At 69.2% G+C, this 18,537-nt stretch carries 13 protein-coding genes; 6 read left to right on the plus strand and 7 right to left on the minus strand.

Annotation, left to right across the window (positions count from 1 at the left end; genetic code table 11):
• Positions 1-3 precede the first annotated feature (3 nt).
• The 6 genes from PT015_RS12075 (at position 4) to PT015_RS12100 (ending at position 9,552) form a co-directional block, all read left to right on the plus strand.
• Positions 4-912, plus strand: coding sequence for a potassium-transporting ATPase subunit C (locus PT015_RS12075; RefSeq protein ID WP_285184716.1), 909 nt, complete (start codon positions 4-6; stop codon positions 910-912).
• Positions 913-974: 62 nt separating this feature from the next.
• Positions 975-3,503, plus strand: coding sequence for a DUF4118 domain-containing protein (locus PT015_RS12080; RefSeq protein ID WP_390888019.1), 2,529 nt, complete (start codon positions 975-977; stop codon positions 3,501-3,503).
• Between the two features lie 64 nt (positions 3,504-3,567).
• The gene (locus PT015_RS12085; RefSeq protein ID WP_285184717.1) at positions 3,568-4,248 is read left to right on the plus strand and encodes a response regulator; all 681 of its coding nucleotides are present in this window, start codon (positions 3,568-3,570) and stop codon (positions 4,246-4,248) included.
• A gap of 134 nt (positions 4,249-4,382) precedes the next feature.
• Positions 4,383-6,176: an NAD-binding protein gene (locus tag PT015_RS12090; protein ID WP_285191073.1), complete on the plus strand. Its 1,794-nt coding sequence runs from the start codon at positions 4,383-4,385 to the stop codon at positions 6,174-6,176.
• A gap of 523 nt (positions 6,177-6,699) precedes the next feature.
• Positions 6,700-8,085, plus strand: coding sequence for a PPE family protein, SVP subgroup (locus tag PT015_RS12095; protein ID WP_285184718.1), 1,386 nt, complete (start codon positions 6,700-6,702; stop codon positions 8,083-8,085).
• Positions 8,086-8,157: 72 nt separating this feature from the next.
• Positions 8,158-9,552, plus strand: coding sequence for a PPE family protein (locus PT015_RS12100; RefSeq protein WP_285184719.1), 1,395 nt, complete (start codon positions 8,158-8,160; stop codon positions 9,550-9,552).
• A gap of 1 nt (position 9,553) precedes the next feature.
• On the opposite strand, the gene PT015_RS12105 is transcribed toward PT015_RS12100, so the two are convergent.
• The 7 genes from PT015_RS12105 to mfd all read right to left on the minus strand — a co-directional run bounded on the left by PT015_RS12105 (position 9,554) and on the right by mfd (position 18,502).
• Positions 9,554-10,495: a Ppx/GppA phosphatase family protein gene (locus PT015_RS12105; protein WP_285184720.1), complete on the minus strand. Its 942-nt coding sequence runs from the start codon at positions 10,493-10,495 to the stop codon at positions 9,554-9,556.
• Complete coding sequence (locus PT015_RS12110) at positions 10,492-10,986, minus strand: DUF501 domain-containing protein (protein WP_285184722.1); 495 nt, start codon at positions 10,984-10,986, stop codon at positions 10,492-10,494. The genes PT015_RS12105 and PT015_RS12110 overlap by 4 nt, the downstream gene beginning before the upstream one ends.
• Positions 10,979-11,638 carry an FtsB family cell division protein gene (locus PT015_RS12115; RefSeq protein ID WP_285184723.1) on the minus strand — a complete coding sequence of 220 codons (660 nt, stop codon included), beginning with the start codon at positions 11,636-11,638 and terminating at the stop codon, positions 10,979-10,981. Before PT015_RS12115 ends, PT015_RS12110 begins: the two co-directional genes overlap by 8 nt.
• Before the next feature lie 11 nt (positions 11,639-11,649).
• The gene (gene eno, locus PT015_RS12120; protein ID WP_285184724.1) at positions 11,650-12,930 is read right to left on the minus strand and encodes a phosphopyruvate hydratase; all 1,281 of its coding nucleotides are present in this window, start codon (positions 12,928-12,930) and stop codon (positions 11,650-11,652) included.
• Positions 12,931-12,990: 60 nt separating this feature from the next.
• Positions 12,991-13,743 (minus strand): lytic transglycosylase domain-containing protein, encoded by a 753-nt coding sequence (locus tag PT015_RS12125; RefSeq protein WP_285184725.1) that lies wholly within the window; start codon positions 13,741-13,743, stop codon positions 12,991-12,993.
• Between the two features lie 209 nt (positions 13,744-13,952).
• On the minus strand, positions 13,953-14,900 hold the full coding sequence (locus PT015_RS12130) for a nucleoside triphosphate pyrophosphohydrolase (RefSeq protein ID WP_285184727.1): 948 nt from the start codon (positions 14,898-14,900) through the stop codon (positions 13,953-13,955).
• Positions 14,897-18,502, minus strand: a complete 3,606-nt coding sequence (gene mfd, locus PT015_RS12135) for a transcription-repair coupling factor (RefSeq protein ID WP_285184728.1) — start codon at positions 18,500-18,502, stop codon at positions 14,897-14,899. Before mfd ends, PT015_RS12130 begins: the two co-directional genes overlap by 4 nt.
• Positions 18,503-18,537 lie beyond the last annotated feature (35 nt).

Raw genomic sequence — 18,537 nt, forward strand, 5'->3', positions numbered from 1 at the left:
GCGATGAACCTCTCGAACGTGCTTCGGCAGCACTGGGCGGCGCTACGCGCGCTGCTGGCGCTGACCGTGATCACCGGCATCGCTTACCCGCTCGTCGTCTGGGGCGTCGCCCAGCTGCCCGGGCTGCAGCACAAGGCCGATGGATCGATCGTCGATGTCAGCGGAAAAGCTATGGGCAGCAAGATGATTGGCCAGTCCTTCACCGACAAGAACGGCAACCCGCTGCCCCGCTACTTCCAGAGCCGACCGTCGGCGGCAGGCGCGGGCTACGATCCCACCGCCTCGGGCGGCAGCAACCTGGGACCCGAGAGCATCGTCGACACCCCCGCCGACCCGTCCGGCGCCGGCTTCAAGCCGAGCCTGCTGACCCAGGTGTGCTCGCGCAGCCTGGCGATCGGCCGGCTCGAAAAGGTCGACGGCTCACGGCCGTTCTGCACGGGCGGCGGCGTCGGCGCCGTACTGTCGGTGATCGGGCCGCGCGACCGGGTGGGCAACGTCACCCACCCCGTGACGGTGGTCAGCGTGAACGAGCCCTGCTCGAAACCCGGCCGCCCGCCCGCCATGGTGTTCCAGCGGCTGTATGAGGGCGTGGTCGTGCAGTGCGCTCAGTACGGCCGCGACTATTCGGTCGGCCGGCTGGTTCCGATTCGCGGTTCGGCGCCCGAACAACCGGAGGTGCCTGCTGACGCGGTCACCGCCAGCGCCAGCGGGCTGGATCCCGACATCTCCCCGGCCTACGCCGAACTCCAAGTGGCCCGGGTGGCCCGGGCCCGCGGCGTCAGCGTCGGGCAGGTCCGCGACGCCGTCCGGCACAACCAGCACGGCCGCATGCTGGGCTTCGTCGGCGAGCCGGTGGTCAACGTGCTCGCGGTGAACCTCGAACTGGATCGCGTATCGCCGGTGAAGTCTTGACCCTGCCGGTGGATGATGGCGAGGTGACCTCCACGCACGAGCCGGCCGCCTACGATGACCCGCTGGCTCACCGGGTGCACCCGAAGCGTCGCGGCGAGTTGCGCATCTACCTCGGCGCGGCCCCGGGCGTCGGGAAGACCTGCGCCATGCTCGGCGAGGCGCACCGCAGGCTGGAGCGGGGCACCGACGTCGTCGCGGCCGTCGTCGAGACGCACGGCCGCAAGAAGGTAGGCGAACTCCTCCAGGGGATCGAAGTCATTCCCCCGCATGACATCTCCTACCGTGGCAGCACCTTCCCCGAGCTCGACATCGAGGCGGTGCTGGCCCGCAAGCCCGAAGTCGCGCTGGTCGACGAGTACGCCCACAGCAACATTCCGGGCAGCACCCACGAAAAGCGTTGGAAAGACATCGAAGCCCTGCTCGACGCCGGCATCACGGTGATCTCGACGCTCAACGTTCAGCACCTGGAGAGCCTCAACGACGTCGTCGCCCAGATCACCGGTGTCGAACAGCGCGAGACCGTGCCCGACGAAGTCGTTCGCAAAGCCGCCCAGATCGAACTGGTCGATATCACGCCGGAAGCGTTGCGGCGCAGACTAGCTCACGGCAACGTCTACCCGTCGGAACGCATCGACGCGGCGCTGACCAACTACTTCCGCGCCGGCAATCTGACCGCGCTGCGCGAGATCGCGCTGCTATGGCTGGCCGACCAGGTCGACTCGGCGCTGGCGAAATACCGTGCCGACAAGAAGATCACCGACACCTGGGAAGCCCGCGAGCGCGTGGTCGTCGCGGTCACCGGAGGGCCTGAGTCGGAAACGTTGGTGCGCAGGGCATCTCGTATCGCCTCGAAGTCCAGCGCGCAGCTGATGGTGGTACACGTCGTCCGCGGCGACGGACTGTCCGGGGTGTCGCCCCGCGAGATGGGCAAGGTGCGCGAGCTGGCCGGCAGCATCGGCGCCACCGTGCACACCGTCGTCGGCGAGGACGTGTCCGGCGCGCTGCTCGACTTCGCCCGCGAGACCAACGCCACCCAGCTGGTGCTCGGCACGTCACGACGCTCCCGGTGGGCGAGTTTCTTCAGCGAGGGCATCGGCGCGGCCACCATCAAGAACTCCGGCAAGATCGACGTCCACATGGTCAGCCACGAGGCGGCCAACCGCGGCCTGGCGTTCTCACCGGTCCCGCCGCGGGTCCGCCAGGTGGTGTCCTGGCTGGCCGCCGTCGTGCTGCCGCTGACGATCCTGGCCATCACGATGCGACTGGACCCGACCCTGGACGTCGGCGGTAAATCGGCTCTCTTCTTCGCGGGGGTGGTGGGCGTCGCGCTGTTCGGCGGGGTGGCGCCCGCGGTGCTGTCCGGGCTGCTGTCCGGGGCCCTGCTGGTCTACTTCCACACCGAGCCGCGCTATTCGTTCGCGGTCAAGAACCTGAGCAACGCGCTGACGATCATGATCCTGCTCGGGGTCGCGATGGCGATCGCGGTGCTGGTGGACGCCGCCGCGAGCCGGGCCCGCGAGGCCAGACGGGCCAGCCAGGAGGCCGAACTTCTGTCGCTGTTCGCCGCGTCGGTGCTACGCGGCGCCGACCTCAACGCGCTGCTGGAGCGGGTGCGCGAGGCCTACTCGCAACGGTCGGTGTGCCTGGTACGCGAGCTGGACGGCCGGCTGGTGCCGGTCGCCGGCGTGGGCACCGAGTCGTGCGTGACGGTCGACGCCGCAGACACCGCGGTCAAGGTCGGCGACGAAGAGTTCTGGATGCTGATGACCGGCCGCGGCCTGACCGGCCGTGACCGCCGGGTGCTGTCGGTGGTCGCGACCCAGGCGGCCGGGCTGGTCAAGCGTGGCGAGCTGGCCGAGGAGGCCGGCAAGGTCAAGTCGCTGGCCGAGGCCGACGAGCTGCGCCGGCTGCTGCTGTCCGCGCTCGGCCACGACCTGCGCACGCCGCTGACCGCGGCCAAGGCGGCGGTGTCCAGCCTGCGCGCCGAGGACGTCTGGTTCTCCCCCGAGGACACCGGCGAACTGCTGGCCACCGTCGAGGAGTCGGTCGACCAGCTGACCCTGCTGGTGGCCAACCTGCTCGACTCCTCGCGGCTGGCCGCGGGGGTGGTGCGGCCCGAGCTCACCGAGGTCTACCTCGAAGAGGTGGTCCAGCGTGCGCTGGTCGGGATCGGCGGCCGCAGCACGATCTACGGGCGGGCCAGCATCGACCGGGTCAAGGTCGAGGTCGGCGGGACGGTCGCGATGGGCGACGCGGGGTTGCTGGAGCGGGTGCTGTCCAACGTGATCGACAACGCCCTGCGCTACGCGCCGGCCAGTGTGGTTCGGGTCAACGCGGGCCAGGTCGGGCCGCGGGTGCTGATCAACATCGTCGACGAGGGGCCGGGCGTGTCCAAGGGCGCCGCGGAGCAGATGTTCCAGCCGTTCCAGCGGCTCGGCGACTTCGATACCACCACCGGCCTGGGGCTGGGCCTGTCGGTGGCCAAGGGATTCGTGGAGGCGATGGACGGCACCATCACGGCCAGCGACACCCCCGGCGGCGGCCTGACGATACTGGTCGACGTGGCCGCGCCGCTGCAGGACCATCGCTGATGACACGCGCCATCGACGATGCAGAGCGCTGCGTCAGCGGTCGCGATGCTGAGGAGTGGCGCTCGTGACAAGAGTTCTGGTCGTCGACGACGACCCCCAGTTGCTGCGGGCGCTGCGGATCAACCTGTCGGTGCGCGGCTACGAGGTGGTCACCGCGCCGACCGGATCGCGGGCGCTGACCGTCGCCGCCGAGCATCCCCCGCAGGTGGTGATCCTGGATCTCGGGATGCCCGACATGTCGGGCATCGAGGTGCTGGCCGGCCTGCGCGGCTGGCTGACGGCACCGGTGATCGTGCTGTCCGCGCGCACCGACTCCTCCGACAAGGTCGGCGCGCTCGACGCGGGCGCCGACGACTACATGACCAAGCCGTTCGGCATGGACGAACTGCTGGCCCGGCTGCGCGCCGCGGTGCGCCGGGCGGCGGTGGCCACCGGCGCGGACAACCCCGTGGTGGAGACCAAGTCGTTCTTGGTCGACCTGTCGCTGAAGAAGGTGATCAAGAACGGCGCGGAGGTCCACCTGACGCCCACCGAGTGGGGCATGCTCGAGATGCTGGTGCGCAACCGCGGCAAACTGGTGGGCCGCGAGGAACTGCTCCGCGAGGTCTGGGGGCCCAAGTACGCGACGGAAACCCATTATCTGCGTGTGTTTCTCGCGCAGCTGCGACGCAAGCTCGAGGACGACCCGTCGCACCCCGCCCACCTGCTCACCGAGGCGGGCATGGGGTATCGGTTCGAGGTATGAGAGTTGTTGCGGCAGAACATGTTAGCCCGCGAAGCGCGAGACACCCGGCGCGTCAGCAAAATCGTGCGTTGTGACGAGATGTCGTATAGCTGTGGTGTAACCTGTTCGGTAACAACGTGAGCAAAGCCGAGAGAATGCAGCATCACATCATTGTCAGCGGTGACGATGCGCTGGCCACCACGATCATCGAAGAGCTGGAAAGCGCGGGCGCGACCGTCGTGCGGCTGGGCAACGACGAACTCAGCACAATGTGCGACGTGCTCGACAACGCCAACATCGCCGATGCGCTCGCCGTGGTGTGCGCCGGCGACGACGATGCCGCCAACCTCGAAATCGCTTTGCTGGCACGACGTTCCAACCCGTCCGTGCGAGTCGTCGCGCGACTGGCCAATGATGTGCTGCGCGCCGCGGTGGCCGCCGACAACGGGCCCGGCGCGATTCTCGACGTCGCCGAGTTGACCGCGCCGTTCATCGTCGAGGCATGCCTGTCGCGCCGCACGCACCCGTTCGAGGCGGCCGGCACCCAGTTCCTTGTCTCCGGCAGCGAGGCACCGCGTGCGGCCACGCTCCGCGAGATCTACGGCGAACTGGCCCCGGTGGCGATCATCCACGGCGAGAACTCGTCGAGCCCGGGCGAGATCGAGGTCTGTCCGACCCGCAATCAACGTGTGCTGGCCGGCGACCGCGCGGTGATGATCGGAACGGCCGACGAGTCCGCCGAGCGCGGCATCAAAATCCGGCTGCCGGTCGGGACGCGGTCGCAACGCGCCGGGTTGCGCCGCGTTACGGATGCGGTCCGCGCCGTCGTCAACGACTTCAACCCGGCCTTCTATCCCGCACTGGCCGCCGCCCTGACGCTCGTCGTCATCTCGATGTTGTTGTTGCGCTTCAACTATCAGCACCCACGGATGTCCTGGGTGGACGCGCTGTACTTCACCATCGAGACGATCACCACCACGGGCTACGGCGACTTCAGCTTCGCGCATCAGGAGACCTGGCTGCGCATGTTCGCCGCCATGCTGATGTTCGGTGGGGCGACCACCATCGCGCTGCTGGTCGCATTCATCGCCGATGTGTTGCTGTCGCGGCGCTTCGTGTTCGCCTCCGCGCGGCCGCGGATGCGCCATCTGCGCAACCACGTGATCGTGGTCGGGCTCAGCGCGCTGGGCATGCGGGTGATCTCGGACCTGATCGAGGCCGGCTACGACGTCGCGGTCATCGAGATCAACGAGAACAACCGATTCCTGTCCGCGGCGCGGGCACTGGACGTGCCGGTGATCTTCGGCGACGCGACGCTCAAGCAGACCCTGCAGTCCGCCCGCGTCGAACGGGCCCGGGCGGTGGCGGTGCTGACCCGCGACGACATGATCAACATCGAGACCGGCATCGTGCTGGCCGAGATGCTGGGGCCAAAGGTCGTGCCGAAGGCCAACAAGCGGGCCGACATCTCGGTGGTGCTGCGGGTGTACGACCGCGCGCTGGGCCTAGCGGTCGCGCAGCGGTTCGGCTTCGAGAACGTCCGGTCGTCGGTGGCGCTGGCCGCGCCGTGGTTCATCGGCGCCGCGATGGGGGTCGAGGTGCTGGGCACCTTCTCGATCGGCCAGAGCTCGTTCATGGTCGGGGCGATGCTGGTCGCCGAGGGCAGCGAACTCGACGGCATGCCGATGGGCGACCTGTCCAGCCGCACCCGGGTGATCGCGATCTGCCGCCAGGACTCCCCCATCGACCTGCAGCCGCGCCACGAGAACGAGCTCCGCGACGGCGACACGGTCTATCTCGTCGGCCCCTACCGGGACCTGGTGGCCACCCTGCGCAAGGGCCTGCCGCCGCAGCATCCGGTGGTGGTCGAGGCTGCCCCCGAGGAGGTAGTGGACGGGTCCGCTATCGCCGAGAACGTCGACGTCGGCCGGCAGGCCCGCACCGGCTGAGTGCCATTCAGCAAAACCTTTACAACATCCTTACGGCCACCTGCTAACTCCCTGGAGACGGCCGTCCCAACGAGTCGAATGTGCCGGTGAACCCTTAAAGTAGGGGCCGAACTAGCGGTCCGGGTGCAAAAACGACCGCCGACGAGTGGGTTAACCTGAGAAATACACAGGATTAACCTGAGAGATAACGATGCTTGCCGCCGCGCAATGTGAATGCGCGGCGGCATCGAATTGTCTATCTCCTGTCAAAACCTGATAATGGCATGTCTACCAGCAAAGACAGTCAGTTGGTGAAGCGGAATTCGAGCCAATGCCCGACGATGACGCGGAAAGGGAAGCAATGCCATCGGTGAGCGTGGGGCCGGGATGTCGCGAGCATTCGTTGCTGCTCACGCGTGGATGCTCGCACGACGCGCCGAGCGCGCGAGCGACATCGGTCGCCGCGCGTGCCACCATTCAGTCGACGGCGACGGTTGAAGGCCCGGCCGGCTCGACCGCGGTGAATTAGAGGGGTCGGCGAGCAATGCAATTCGGGAATTACCCGCCTGAGGTCAACTCCGCCCTGATGTATGCGGGCGCGGGGTCGGCGCCGATGCTGGCCGCGGCCCAGGCCTGGGACGCGCTGGCCGGTGAACTGCATTCGGTGGCCAACTCCTATCAATCGGTGGTCTCGCAGTTGACGGCCGGCCCGTGGCTGGGTCCGGCGTCGGCGTCGATGAGCGCGGCGGCAGCAACGTACGTGGCCTGGCTGCACGCCACAGCAGCGCAGGCCGAAGAGACCGGTGCGCAGGCCAGGTCGGCGGCCGCCGCCTACCAGTCGGCGTTCTCCGCGACCGTGCCACCGCCGATGGTCGCTGCCAACCGCAGTCTGCTGTCGACCCTGGTCGCCACCAACGTGTTCGGGATCAACACCCAGGCCATCGCGGCGAACGAAGCGCAATACGCCGAGATGTGGGCCCAAGACGTCGCCGCGATGTTCGGCTACTCGGCCTCGTCGGCCGCCGCGACGCAGTTGCCGTCTTTTGTTCCGCCGCAACAGAACACCAACCCGACCGGGGAGGCCGGCCAGTCGGCCGCGGTCGGCCAGGCCACCGGAACAGCCGCGGGCAACGCCCAAAACGCCATCCAGCAGGCGTTCTCCGCGGTACCCAGCGCGCTGCAGAGTGCCGCCGCAGCGCCCGCCGCAAGCGATCCACTGGACACGCTCGGCAACCTCATCGCGATCTTCCTGGACCTGCCGGCCAGCCTGGCAACTTTCGGTGCCGACATACCGCTGGGCAGTCTCGGGGTGGTCGCCCTGCCCCTGGACGTCGTCAGCGCCTTGACCGGTACCCACACCGACGACATCGTCAGCGGCTGGGCCGGCGTTCAGGCATGGCCCGACGACGGACCGGCGCCGGTGGAGGCATTCCCGGCGCCGCTGCTCAACCTGCCGGTGGGCACCGTGCCGCCACCCAGCATGGCGGCCAGTTTGGGTGAGGCCAACACCGTCGGCGCCCTTTCGGTGCCGCCGACGTGGACCATCGCCACCCCTGCGGTGCGTCCGACCGCGGTGACGTTGCCGGCGCTGCCGGCGGCCGCTGTCGCGGAACCGCTGTCGGGCGCGTCCGGAGGCACCCTGAGCGAAATGGCGCTGGCAGGCATGGCCGGACGTGCCATGGCCGGCACTGTCGGCGCCGGCGCCGGACGTGGCGCGCGGGCCGCCAAGAGCGCGGTAGCTCGACCCAATGAGGCGGCAAAAACCCCCGACCGCAAGACAACTGGTGACGACGACGCCACATGCGCCAAGCCTCGAACCGTCATCACCGGAGTCGCGGCGGAGCTGCGCGAGTTCACCAAGCTACGCGACGAGGGAATCCTGACCGACGCCGAATACACCGAGCAGAAGAACCGCCTGCTTGGTCGCTGATACGTCCCCCTCCGTCTGGCGGAGACGTCGTTCATCTGGCCCAGGTTTTCGAGATTAAGGGAATGCGCAGCAATGGATTTCGGGCTCTATCCGCCGGAGATAAACTCCGGCCGGATGTATTCCGGTCCTGGATCGGGGCCGATGCTCGCCGCTGCGCAAGCCTGGATGGCACTCGCTGACGAGCTGTACACCGCGGCCGGCGGCTATCACTCGGTGGTGTCGGAGCTGACGTCCGGGGCTTGGTCGGGCCCGTCGTCGTCGTCGATGAACGCCGCGGCCGCATCCTTTGTCGAATGGCTCAGCGCCACCGCCGCCCAGGCCGAACAATCGGCTACCCAAGCGCAATCCGCGGCCGCCGGTTACGAGACCGCGTTCGCGATGACGGTGCCACCCCCGGTGATCGCGGCCAACCGCAGTCTGCTGGCGACGTTGGTGGCGACCAACTTCTTCGGGCAGAACACGCCGGCGATAGCCGCCACCGAAGTCCAGTACGCCGAGATGTGGATACAGGATGCCGTGGCGATGTACGGCTACGCGGCATCCTCGGCGGCCGCGACCGCGCTGGCGCCCTTCACTCAGCCCCAGCAGACCACCGACCCCGCGTCGTCGTCCAGTCAGGCCGCCGCCGTCGGGCAAGCCGTCAATACCGCGGCCGGAAACGCGCAGAGCGCGGTTTCGTCTGCGCAACAAGCATTTTCCGCAGTTCCTCAGGCATTGCAAGGCCTGGCGACGGCCGACTCGGCGGCCGCTCCCGCCGCGACCGACCCGCTGGACACGTTGGCCGACTTGATCACGGTTTTCTTCTCGGTGCCCAGCAACCTGGCCCTGTTCACCACGATTCTGCCGATCGGAATCGCCGCCGGACCGGTAGACCTGGTGCCCCTCATATCGGCGACCTCCACTGGTCTGCACACCGATCAGGTCGTCAGCGGCTGGAACGGCGAGGCGATCTTCGGAACGGGTCCGGCTCCGGTGCAACCGTTTCCGGCCCCCCTCAGCGCCGGCGCGTCTACGGTCTCGGCGGGTCTGGGCGAGGCCAATATGGTCGGCGGCCTGTCCGTGCCGTCGAACTGGACCGTCGCCGCACCCGAGGTGAAGCCCGCTGCGTTCACATCGCCACTGGCCGGAGCGAATGCCGCCGCGGCCCCGGCCGCGGAGGCGGGTGCGGCAAACACGGTCAACCAGATGGGAATTGGTGGCATGGCCGGCCAGGCCATGGCCGGCCCCCCGGGCGCCGCGGGTGCCGTCGCGGAGAACGGCCGACCGGTCCGCCTCGTCGGCAGCGAGTCGGCGGCTACGGCCGACGACGATGACGACGCCGAAGCCACGCCCGCGCCGCGCACCGTGATGACCGGCGTCGCGGCCGCGATCCGCGACATCACCCAACAGCGCGATGCGGGCCTATTGACCGAGCAGGACTACGCCGAGCAGAAGAAGCACCTACTGCAGATCTCGTTCGGGCAGTAGGTCAGCCGGCGATCGACAGCGCGATGCCGTCGAGAATGTCGTGCTCGCTGACCGTCAACTCCGCGATCCCGGCACGCTCCCGAAGCGCCACGGCCAGTTCTTCGATCACGATCGCGCCGCCGCCGATCACGTCGACCCGACCCTCGTGCATCGGCCCCAGCGCCGCGCGTTGCGCCCGCGGCATCGCGATCAGGTCGTCGCAGACGGTGAGCAGGCGGTCGGTGCCGACCCGCGAAAGATGAATCGCCGCAGAGTCATAGCTCGACATGCCGTGGGCCAGCGCGGCGACGGTCGTCATCGTGCCCGCCACTCCGACCCAGGTGCGCGCCCGCTGCACCGGAACCGCCCGCAGCGCCTCGCCGAGTCGTTCGCGCACCACGTCGCGTGCGGCGGCCACCTCGGCGGTGGTCGGCGGATCGGAATGCAGGCAACGCTCGGTCAACCGGACGCAGCCGATGTCGGCGGAGAAGCTCGCCTCCACGGTGTCGGTGCCCAGCACCACTTCGGTCGAGCCGCCGCCCAGGTCGACGATGACGAACGGTCCAGCGGCGGAATCCAATTCGTTGACCGCGCCGCGGAACGACAACTCGGCCTCCTCGACGCCGGTGATGACTTCGGCCACGGCGCCGGCCACCACGTCGCCGAGGACTTCGGCCGTCATCGCGAAGAAGACGTCCCGGTTGCCCGCGTCCCGGGTGGCCGACGTCGCCACCATCCGGATCCTGTCGACGCCGTGCACGGTGCACAGCGCCGCGTAATCGACCAGCGCGGAACGGGTGCGTTGCAACGCCTCCGGCGCAAACTGCCCGGTGGCGTCGACACCCTGGCCGAGGCGGACGATGCGCATCTCACGGTGGACGTCGGTGAGCCGACCACCCGACGCCTCGGCGATCAGCAGCCGAATCGAGTTGGTCCCACAGTCAATCGCGGCGACTTGCGTCATGAGCTCCACTCCCCCGGTGCCAGAATCCCGGCCATCGACGGCTCGTCCGCCAGCACCGCCAGCGCCTCGTCGCCGAACGGGTTGACGCCACGCCCTTTGGCCAGCGAGTGCGCGATCAGCACGTGCAGGCACTTGACCCGGCCGGGCATGCCGCCGCCGGAAAACGTCGTGCCCAACGGCTCGATGGCATCGCGCTCGGCCAGATAGGCCTCGTGGGCGCGCTGGTATGCGGCCGCCAAGTCGGCGTCGGCCTGCAGCCGATCAGTCATCTCGCGCATCATTCCGGTCGTCTCCAGCCGGCTCGCGGCCGCCGTGAGCGCGGGATGGGTGAGATAGAACAGCGTCGGAAAAGGAGTTCCGTCAGGCAGTTTCGGGGCTGTCTTGACGACGGCAGGCTCGCCGTTGGGGCAGCGGTAGGCAATCTCGAGTACTCCGCGCGGCTCGCGGCCGAGCTGACGGGCGACCGCCTCGAGGTCGGCGGGATCAACCACCGGGCGGCGGCGGGCTGGGCGGCACGGGACCGGGCGGCGGCGGGCCGGGCGGTACGGGACTGGGAGCCGGCGGCCCGTGGGGGTTGTCGGCGATGGTGTGCCAGAGCGACGTGTACCAGGGGTCGCCGCTCGGCGCCGCCTTCGGCTGCGACCCCGGGTCGGTCGGCAGCGCGGCGCCCGGGGGCAGTTGCACCTGATAGGGAACCTCGCCCGGCATGACGAAGCCAAGGCGTTCGCGCGCCTGCGCCGCGATGAAGGCCGGGTCGCCGAGCTTGCCCTTCTGTTGTTCCAACTCCGAGATCTGGTGTCGCAGTGAGGCTTCCGATGCAGCCAGTTGTTTCATCTCGGTGCGCTGGGCGAAGTACGTCCGCACCGGGCCCGCGATGGTCAACGTCAGCACGCAGATCACCGCCGCGAGAATCGCCGCCCGCCGGGCGGTCAGGCCGAGCCGTTGGTCGGAGCGCTGCTCGGCCGACTCGGCGATGGCCTGCTTGATCGGCTCGACGACCTCTGGCATCGCGCGCGTCGACGCGGTGGGACCCCGCCGCGCCGCCGTCGACTTGCGCGGCTTGCCCCCTCCCGACGCAGCGGGCCGACCCGGACGCGACGCCGGTGTGCGCCGCTTCGGTTCTGGCCGTTTGGATTCGGGCATGGGCTGCCGGACTAGGGCGTGTACCGGGGGAACGCCAGGTCGCCGGCGTAGCGGGCGGCGTCGCCGAGAGCTTCCTCGATGCGCAGCAGCTGGTTGTACTTCGCCACCCGCTCGCTGCGGGCCGGGGCGCCGGTCTTGATCTGGCCGCTGCCGACCGCCACCGCCAGGTCGGCGATCGTGGTGTCTTCGGTCTCGCCGCTGCGGTGGCTCATCATCGTCCGGTAGCCGCTGTGGTGGGCCAGCGCGACCGCGTCGAGCGTCTCGGTCAGGGTACCGATCTGATTCACCTTGACCAGCAACGCATTTGCGGCACCCTTGTCGATGCCCTCTTCCAGCCGTTCGGGATTGGTGACGAACAGGTCGTCGCCGACGATCTGCACCCGATCGCCGATGGCGTTGGTCAGGCCCACCCAGCCGTCCCAGTCATCCTCGGAGAGCGGGTCTTCGATGGACACCAGCGGGTAGGCGTCGAGCAGTTCGGCGTAGAACTGCGCCATCTCGTCAGCGGTGCGGGTCTTTTTCTCGAACTGGTATCCGGTTCCCTCGGTGTAGAACTCGGTCGCCGCAACATCCAGGGCCAGCGCCACGTCGGCGCCGAGCTTGAGTCCGGTGGACTCGATCGCCTGGCTGATCACGTCGAGCGCGGCCTTGGTGCCGGCCATGTCGGGAGCGAACCCGCCCTCGTCGCCCAGGCCGGTGGAGAGGCCCTGCTTCTTCAGCGCGGACTTCAGCGCGTGGTAGACCTCGGCGCCCCAGCGCAGCGACTCGTAGAAGCTCGGCGCGCCGATCGGCGCGACCATGAACTCCTGGACGTCGACCGCGGTGTCGGCGTGCGCGCCGCCGTTGAGGATGTTCATCATCGGCACCGGCAGGATGTGCGCGTTGGGGCCGCCCAGGTAGCGGAACAGCGGCAGCTCGGCCGAGTCGGCGGCGGACTTGGCCACCGCCAGTGAGACACCGAGGATGGCGTTGGCGCCCAGCCGCGACTTGTCCGGGGTGCCGTCGAGGTCCAGCAGCGCCTGGTCGACCAGTCGCTGGTCGTCGGCGTTGAGGCCGATCACCGCGGGCGCGATCTCGTCGAGCACGGCCTGCACGGCCTTCTTGACGCCCTTGCCGCCGTAGCGGTCGCCGCCGTCGCGCAGTTCGACGGCCTCGTGCTCGCCCGTCGATGCGCCGGACGGCACCGCAGCCCGGGCGAACGTCCCGTCGATCAGGGCCACCTCGACCTCGACGGTCGGGTTGCCGCGGGAGTCGAGGATTTCGCGGGCCCCGACCTGCTCGATAATCGGCACTGGTTCTCCTTGCGTCGTGACGGTTACAGCCTGCCCTAGCTTAGAGAGCCTAAAGCCTGCTCAGAGGGAGTGCCCTGCGGCATAGGCGGTAGCCGCGTCGCGCACTGCGCGAGCGTAGACGTCGGAGTCGTTGTAGGCCCACAGGGCGGTGATCCAGCCGCGTGGCGTGGCGAGGTCCTTGCCACGGAAGCACAAGTAGCCGGCCGCGGACAGCGCCGCGTCGTCGATGTTGTCGACGTCGATCTTGCCGTCGTTGTTGGCGTCGACGCCGTACTCCCGCCAGGTCTCCGGGATGAACTGCATCGGCCCCATCGCCCGCACCGTGTCCGGTTCGCCGGCCATGCCGCCCGCCTCGGCGTCGACGAGGGGCGGCTCGTTGTCGATGATGCGCATCGTGCCGTTGGTGCCGTCGAGCACGACACCGCGGATCGGCGGGCGCACGTCGCCGTTGGGATACAGCGTCGCGTGGTGATAGGTGCCGTGATGGCTCTCCACCTGCCCGATGCCCGCGAGGGTCGTCCAGGCGATGTGGCAGTGCGGGTTCTCCACCTCGGCCACTCGCGCGGCGTAGCCGTACGCCTCCAGCGCGGTCACCGGGATGTGCAACGCGGGCGCGCGTTCGGCGGCCCACTTGTGCAGCTGGTCGGCTGGGCGGCCCTTGGCGTAGGTGTCGACCGGCGGCACGATGGCGCCGGTAGGCGGCGGGACTCCTTTGAGAATGATGGGACCGAGCTGCCAGCTACAGCTGGAAGCCAAAAGCAGCGACGTTGCACCCACGACGGCCAACGCGCGCAGCCAGCGGACCCGCGACACGACACACCCCTAAAACCGGACTTCCCGACCATGGTCCCACGCGATTCGGGTGCATCATCGCGCCCCGACCGCCGGGTGCCGGCTACACCCGCGTGGCCAGCGTCGATGACGTGCGGCTCAGCTGCGATTAGCCGGGATCCGGCCGAACCGCCGGGCGTGTCGAACATCACCGCTGCACCGCGGTTGTGTCGCGCGCGTCAAATACGGCGTCAGCCGTCGGCGCCCTCGGCAGGCCAGCACGCGCGCCACTCCGCTTCTGTGATCGACTCCGCCGGGGGTCGCGCGTCCAATTCCGCCGGAACGTCCGCCGAGCGACGCTCCGCGGCGACCGCCTTTTCGACGCCGCGCACGGTGTCCATGAACTGCAGTACCGCGGTGCGCACGGTGTCCTCGGCATCGGCGTCGGCGGTCACGGTGATCGACGTGATGTCCGACGGGATCAGGTCCACCGGAAAGCCCGACTTGGTGACTCGCTGAATCACCTTGCGCGCCAACGCCAATGCCGGCTGCCCGGTGGGCACGTTGTCCACCACCGAGCCGCGCGGCTTCTCCTGTGCCTTGCGCTCCTCCCACTGGGCCAGCTGTTCGTCCAGTGAAATCGATTCCCCAGCAAGGACTCCCGGCGCCCGATTGCCGAGCTTTCGCAGCAGCGCATCGGCGACGTCGTCGATGGTGAACGGATGCGCCGGCGCATCTTCGGCGATGCGGGCGTGGAACAGCACCTGCAGCAACACGTCGCCGAGCTCGTCGCGCAGCGAGTCGGCGTCGCCGCTGCGGACCGCGTCGAACAGCTCGTAGGTCTCCTCGAGCAGGTACCGGCGCAGCGAATCGTGGGTCTGCTCGCTCTCCCACGGCCCCGCCGTGCGCAGCTTGTCCATCATCGCGACGGCGTCGATCAACCGATCCCCGGGCTGCCGCGCCGGCGCGGAGATCACCCGCTCGCCGGCGGACAGCCGGGCCGTAACCGCGGGATGGTCCGGGTCCGAGGACAGCAGCACCGGCGCGTCCTCCCCGGTGTGCGCCGGGCGCGCCGCGGGCAGCGACCAGGGCACCGCTACCGGCATCTCCTCGGTGTACTGCACCTCGCCCGTGAGCAGCCCGATGGCCTCCACTGGCACCAGCGACGGCCGTCGCGGGTCGACCAGAATCACGGTCATGAGGTCGATTGTTCCGGTTTGCCGACCAGCGCGGCGACCAATTGGCCGACGAACTGAATCAATTCCAGGTCGCGAATGCGCGGCGCGCCCACGCCACCGGCTCGCGGGATCGGCACCTGCACCGTCGACGTGGTGGCGCGGTAGCGCGCGCCCGGGTACCGGCGGGCCAACCGCACCTGCGCGGAGTCGGGCAGGACAAGGGGCGAAACCCGCAGTGTCGCAGCGGAAGCCGTCGACACCTCGGTGATACCGGCGGCGCGGCAGACCAATCGCAGCCGGGCGACCGCCACCAGCAGCTCGGCGGTCTCCGGCAGCGCGCCGTACCGGTCGGTCAGCTCCTCGATGACGGCGTCGACCTCGGCATCGTCGGCCGCGGCGGCCAGCCGCCGATATCCCTCCAGCCGCAGTCGGTCGCTGGCGATGTAGTCCGGCGGCAGGTGCGCGTCGACCGGCAGGTCGATCCGCACGTCCTTGGGCTCCTCGGTGCCCACAACGGTCTGCCCGTCGGCCGCGGCGCGGTACGCCTCGACCGCCTCGCCGACCAGGCGGACGTACAGGTCGAAGCCGACCCCGGCGACGTGCCCGGACTGCTCGGCGCCCAGCACATTTCCGGCACCGCGGATCTCGAGGTCCTTCATCGCCACCGCCATGCCCGCGCCCAGATCGTTGTTCTGGGCGATCGTGGCGAGCCGGTCGTAGGCGGTCTCGGTGAGCGGATTCTGCGGCGGATACAGGAAGTAGGCGTAGCCCCGTTCACGGCTGCGCCCCACCCGGCCCCGCAGCTGGTGCAGCTGGGACAGCCCGAAGGTGTCGGCCCGCTCGACGATCAGCGTGTTGGCGTTGGAGATGTCCAGACCGGTCTCGACGATCGTGGTGCACACCAGGATGTCGAACTCGCGATTCCAGAAGCCCTCGACCGTGGTCTCCAGCAACTCCTCCGGCATTTGCCCATGCGCGACAGCGACTTTCGCCTCCGGCACCAGGTCCCGCACCCGGGCGGCGGCGGAGTCGATCGAGCTGACCCGGTTGTGCACGTAGAAGGCCTGCCCATCGCGCATCAGCTCACGTCGCAGCGCCGCGGCCACCTGCTTGTCATCCTGTCCGCCAACGTAGGTCAGCACCGGATAGCGCTCCTCGGGCGGCGTCAGGATCGTCGACATCTCCCGGATCCCGGCCAGGCTCATCTCCAGCGTGCGCGGGATCGGGGTGGCGCTCATGGTCAGGACGTCGACGTGGGTGCGCAGCGACTTGATGTGCTCCTTGTGCTCGACGCCGAAGCGCTGCTCCTCGTCGACGACCACCAGGCCGAGGTCTTTCCACCGCACCCCGGTCTGCAGCAACCGGTGGGTGCCGATCACGATGTCGACCGTGCCCTCGGCCAAACCGTCTATGACAGCGCGGGATTCGGCTGGCTCGGTGAACCTGGACAGTCCCTTGACGCGGACCGGGAAACCCGCCATCCGCGCGGTGAAGGTCTGCAGATGCTGGTCGGCCAGCAGCGTGGTGGGCACCAGCACCGCGACCTGTTTGCCGTCCTGCACCGCCTTGAACGCCGCTCGCACCGCGATCTCGGTCTTGCCGTAGCCGACGTCGCCACAGATCACCCGGTCCATCGGGACCGGCTTCTCCATGTCGGACTTGACCTCGGTGATCGCGGTGAGTTGGTCCACGGTTTCGGTGAAGCCGAACGCGTCCTCCATCTCGGCCTGCCACGGGGTGTCCGGGCCGAACGCGTGACCGGCGGTGGCCTGCCGCTTCGCGTACAGCGCCACCAGCTCACCGGCGATCTCCCGAACCGCTTTGCGCGCTTTGGTTTTGGTGTTCGTCCAGTCGCTGCCGCCCAGCTTGCTCAGCGACGGCGCCTGCCCGCCGACATACCTGGACAGCTGGTCGAGCGAATCCATCGGCACGTACAGCTTGTCCGACCCGCCGCCCCGCTTGCTCGATGCGTACTCGAGCACCAGGTACTCCCGACGCGCTCCGCCGACCGTGCGTTCGGTCATCTCCACGAAGCGGCCGATGCCGTGCTGGTCGTGCACCACCAGGTCGCCCGCGGTCAGCGCCAGCGGGTCGACGGTGTTGCGGCGTTTGGCGGCAAGGCGTTTGCCGTCGGTAACGGTCATCCGGTTGCCGGTCAGGTCGGTCTCGGTGACGACCACGAGGCCACCGTCCGGGAACACCACCCCGTCGTGCAACGGCCCCTTGAGTACGCCGACGACGCCCGGCGTGGGCTCGGCTCCGGGATCCAACATCGTTGCGGGGGTGTCGGATTCGGCCAGCTGCTCAACGACGCGGTGCGCGGTCCCGGCGCCAGGAGCGACAACCGCCGCGGCCCCGCCGGTAGCCACGTGGGCGCGCAGCATCGCGAAGACCTCGTCGATGTCGCGCTGCCGGCCGCGCGCCGACGGCGCGGCGCGGATGTCGAGTTCGATCGCCGACTCGTCGGAAAGCTGCGAGAGCGTCCACCACGGGTGGCCCGCCGCGCGTGCGGCGTCGTGCACCTCGTCGAGTTCGCGGAACCCCGAGCCGCCGAGCTGCTCGACGTCGATCGGCGAATCGCCGCCCACCGCCGCCACCGACCAGGACGCGTCGAGGAACTCCCGGCCGGTCTTGATCAGGTCGGCCGCGCGGGTGCGGACCTTCTCCGGGTCGCAGACCAGCACGGGCGTGCCCTCGGCCAACTGATCGGTGAGCAAGGTCACGTGGTCGGGACTCAGCACCGAGAGCAGCGCCTCCATGCCGTCGACGGGGATACCCTCGGCGAGCTTGGCCAGCATGTCGCCGACGCCGCCGGTCACGCCGTGTTCGGCGGGCGGCTGTTGACGCGACAGCTCGGCCGCCCGGGCCCGAACGCCGTCGGTGAGCAGCAGCTCGCGGCAGGCGACCGCGACCACCGTGTCGACGTCGATCTCGGGAATCGACCGCTGGTCGGCGACGGAGAACATCCGCATCTCGCTGACCTCGTCGCCCCAGAACTCCACCCGCACGGGATGCTCGGCGGTCGGTGGAAAGACGTCGAGAATCCCGCCCCGGACCGCGAATTCGCCGCGCTTGCCGACCATGTCGACCCGGGTGTAAGCCAGCTCGACCAGCCGGGTGATGACGTCCTCGAACGCCGCCTCGTCGCCGACGGCCAGGGTCAGCGGCTCGGCCAGTCCCAGCCGCGACGCCATCGGCTGCAGCAGCGACCGGACCGCGGTGACCACCACCTGCAGCGGCGGGCCCAGCTGCGCGTCCTGCGGGTGAGCGAGCCTGCGCAGCAGCATCATCCGTGCGCCGACGGTGTCGACGCCGGGCGACAGCCGCTCGTGCGGCAGCGTCTCCCAGGACGGGAACATCGCGACGGCGTCGCCGAGGACGCCGCGCAACTCGGCCGACAGATCGTCGGCCTCCCGCCCGGTCGCGGTGACGACGAGCAACGGTCCCTGACGGGCCAGTGCGCAGCCGACGAACAGCCGAGCGCTGGCAGGACCGACCAGTGCCATGTCCTTGGGGCGGTCGGCCGCCAGGTCGATCAGTCGTTGCAGCGTGGGCGCGCGGAGCGCCATCTCCACCAGGCCCGCAATCGGGGTATCGGTGGTTATGGTTCCCCCTGCGGTCATGATGGACCCATTCTATGGGTGCCCGGCGTCGTCGT

The organism is Candidatus Mycobacterium wuenschmannii (genome assembly GCF_030252325.1).
Lineage (GTDB): Bacteria > Actinomycetota > Actinomycetes > Mycobacteriales > Mycobacteriaceae > Mycobacterium > Mycobacterium wuenschmannii.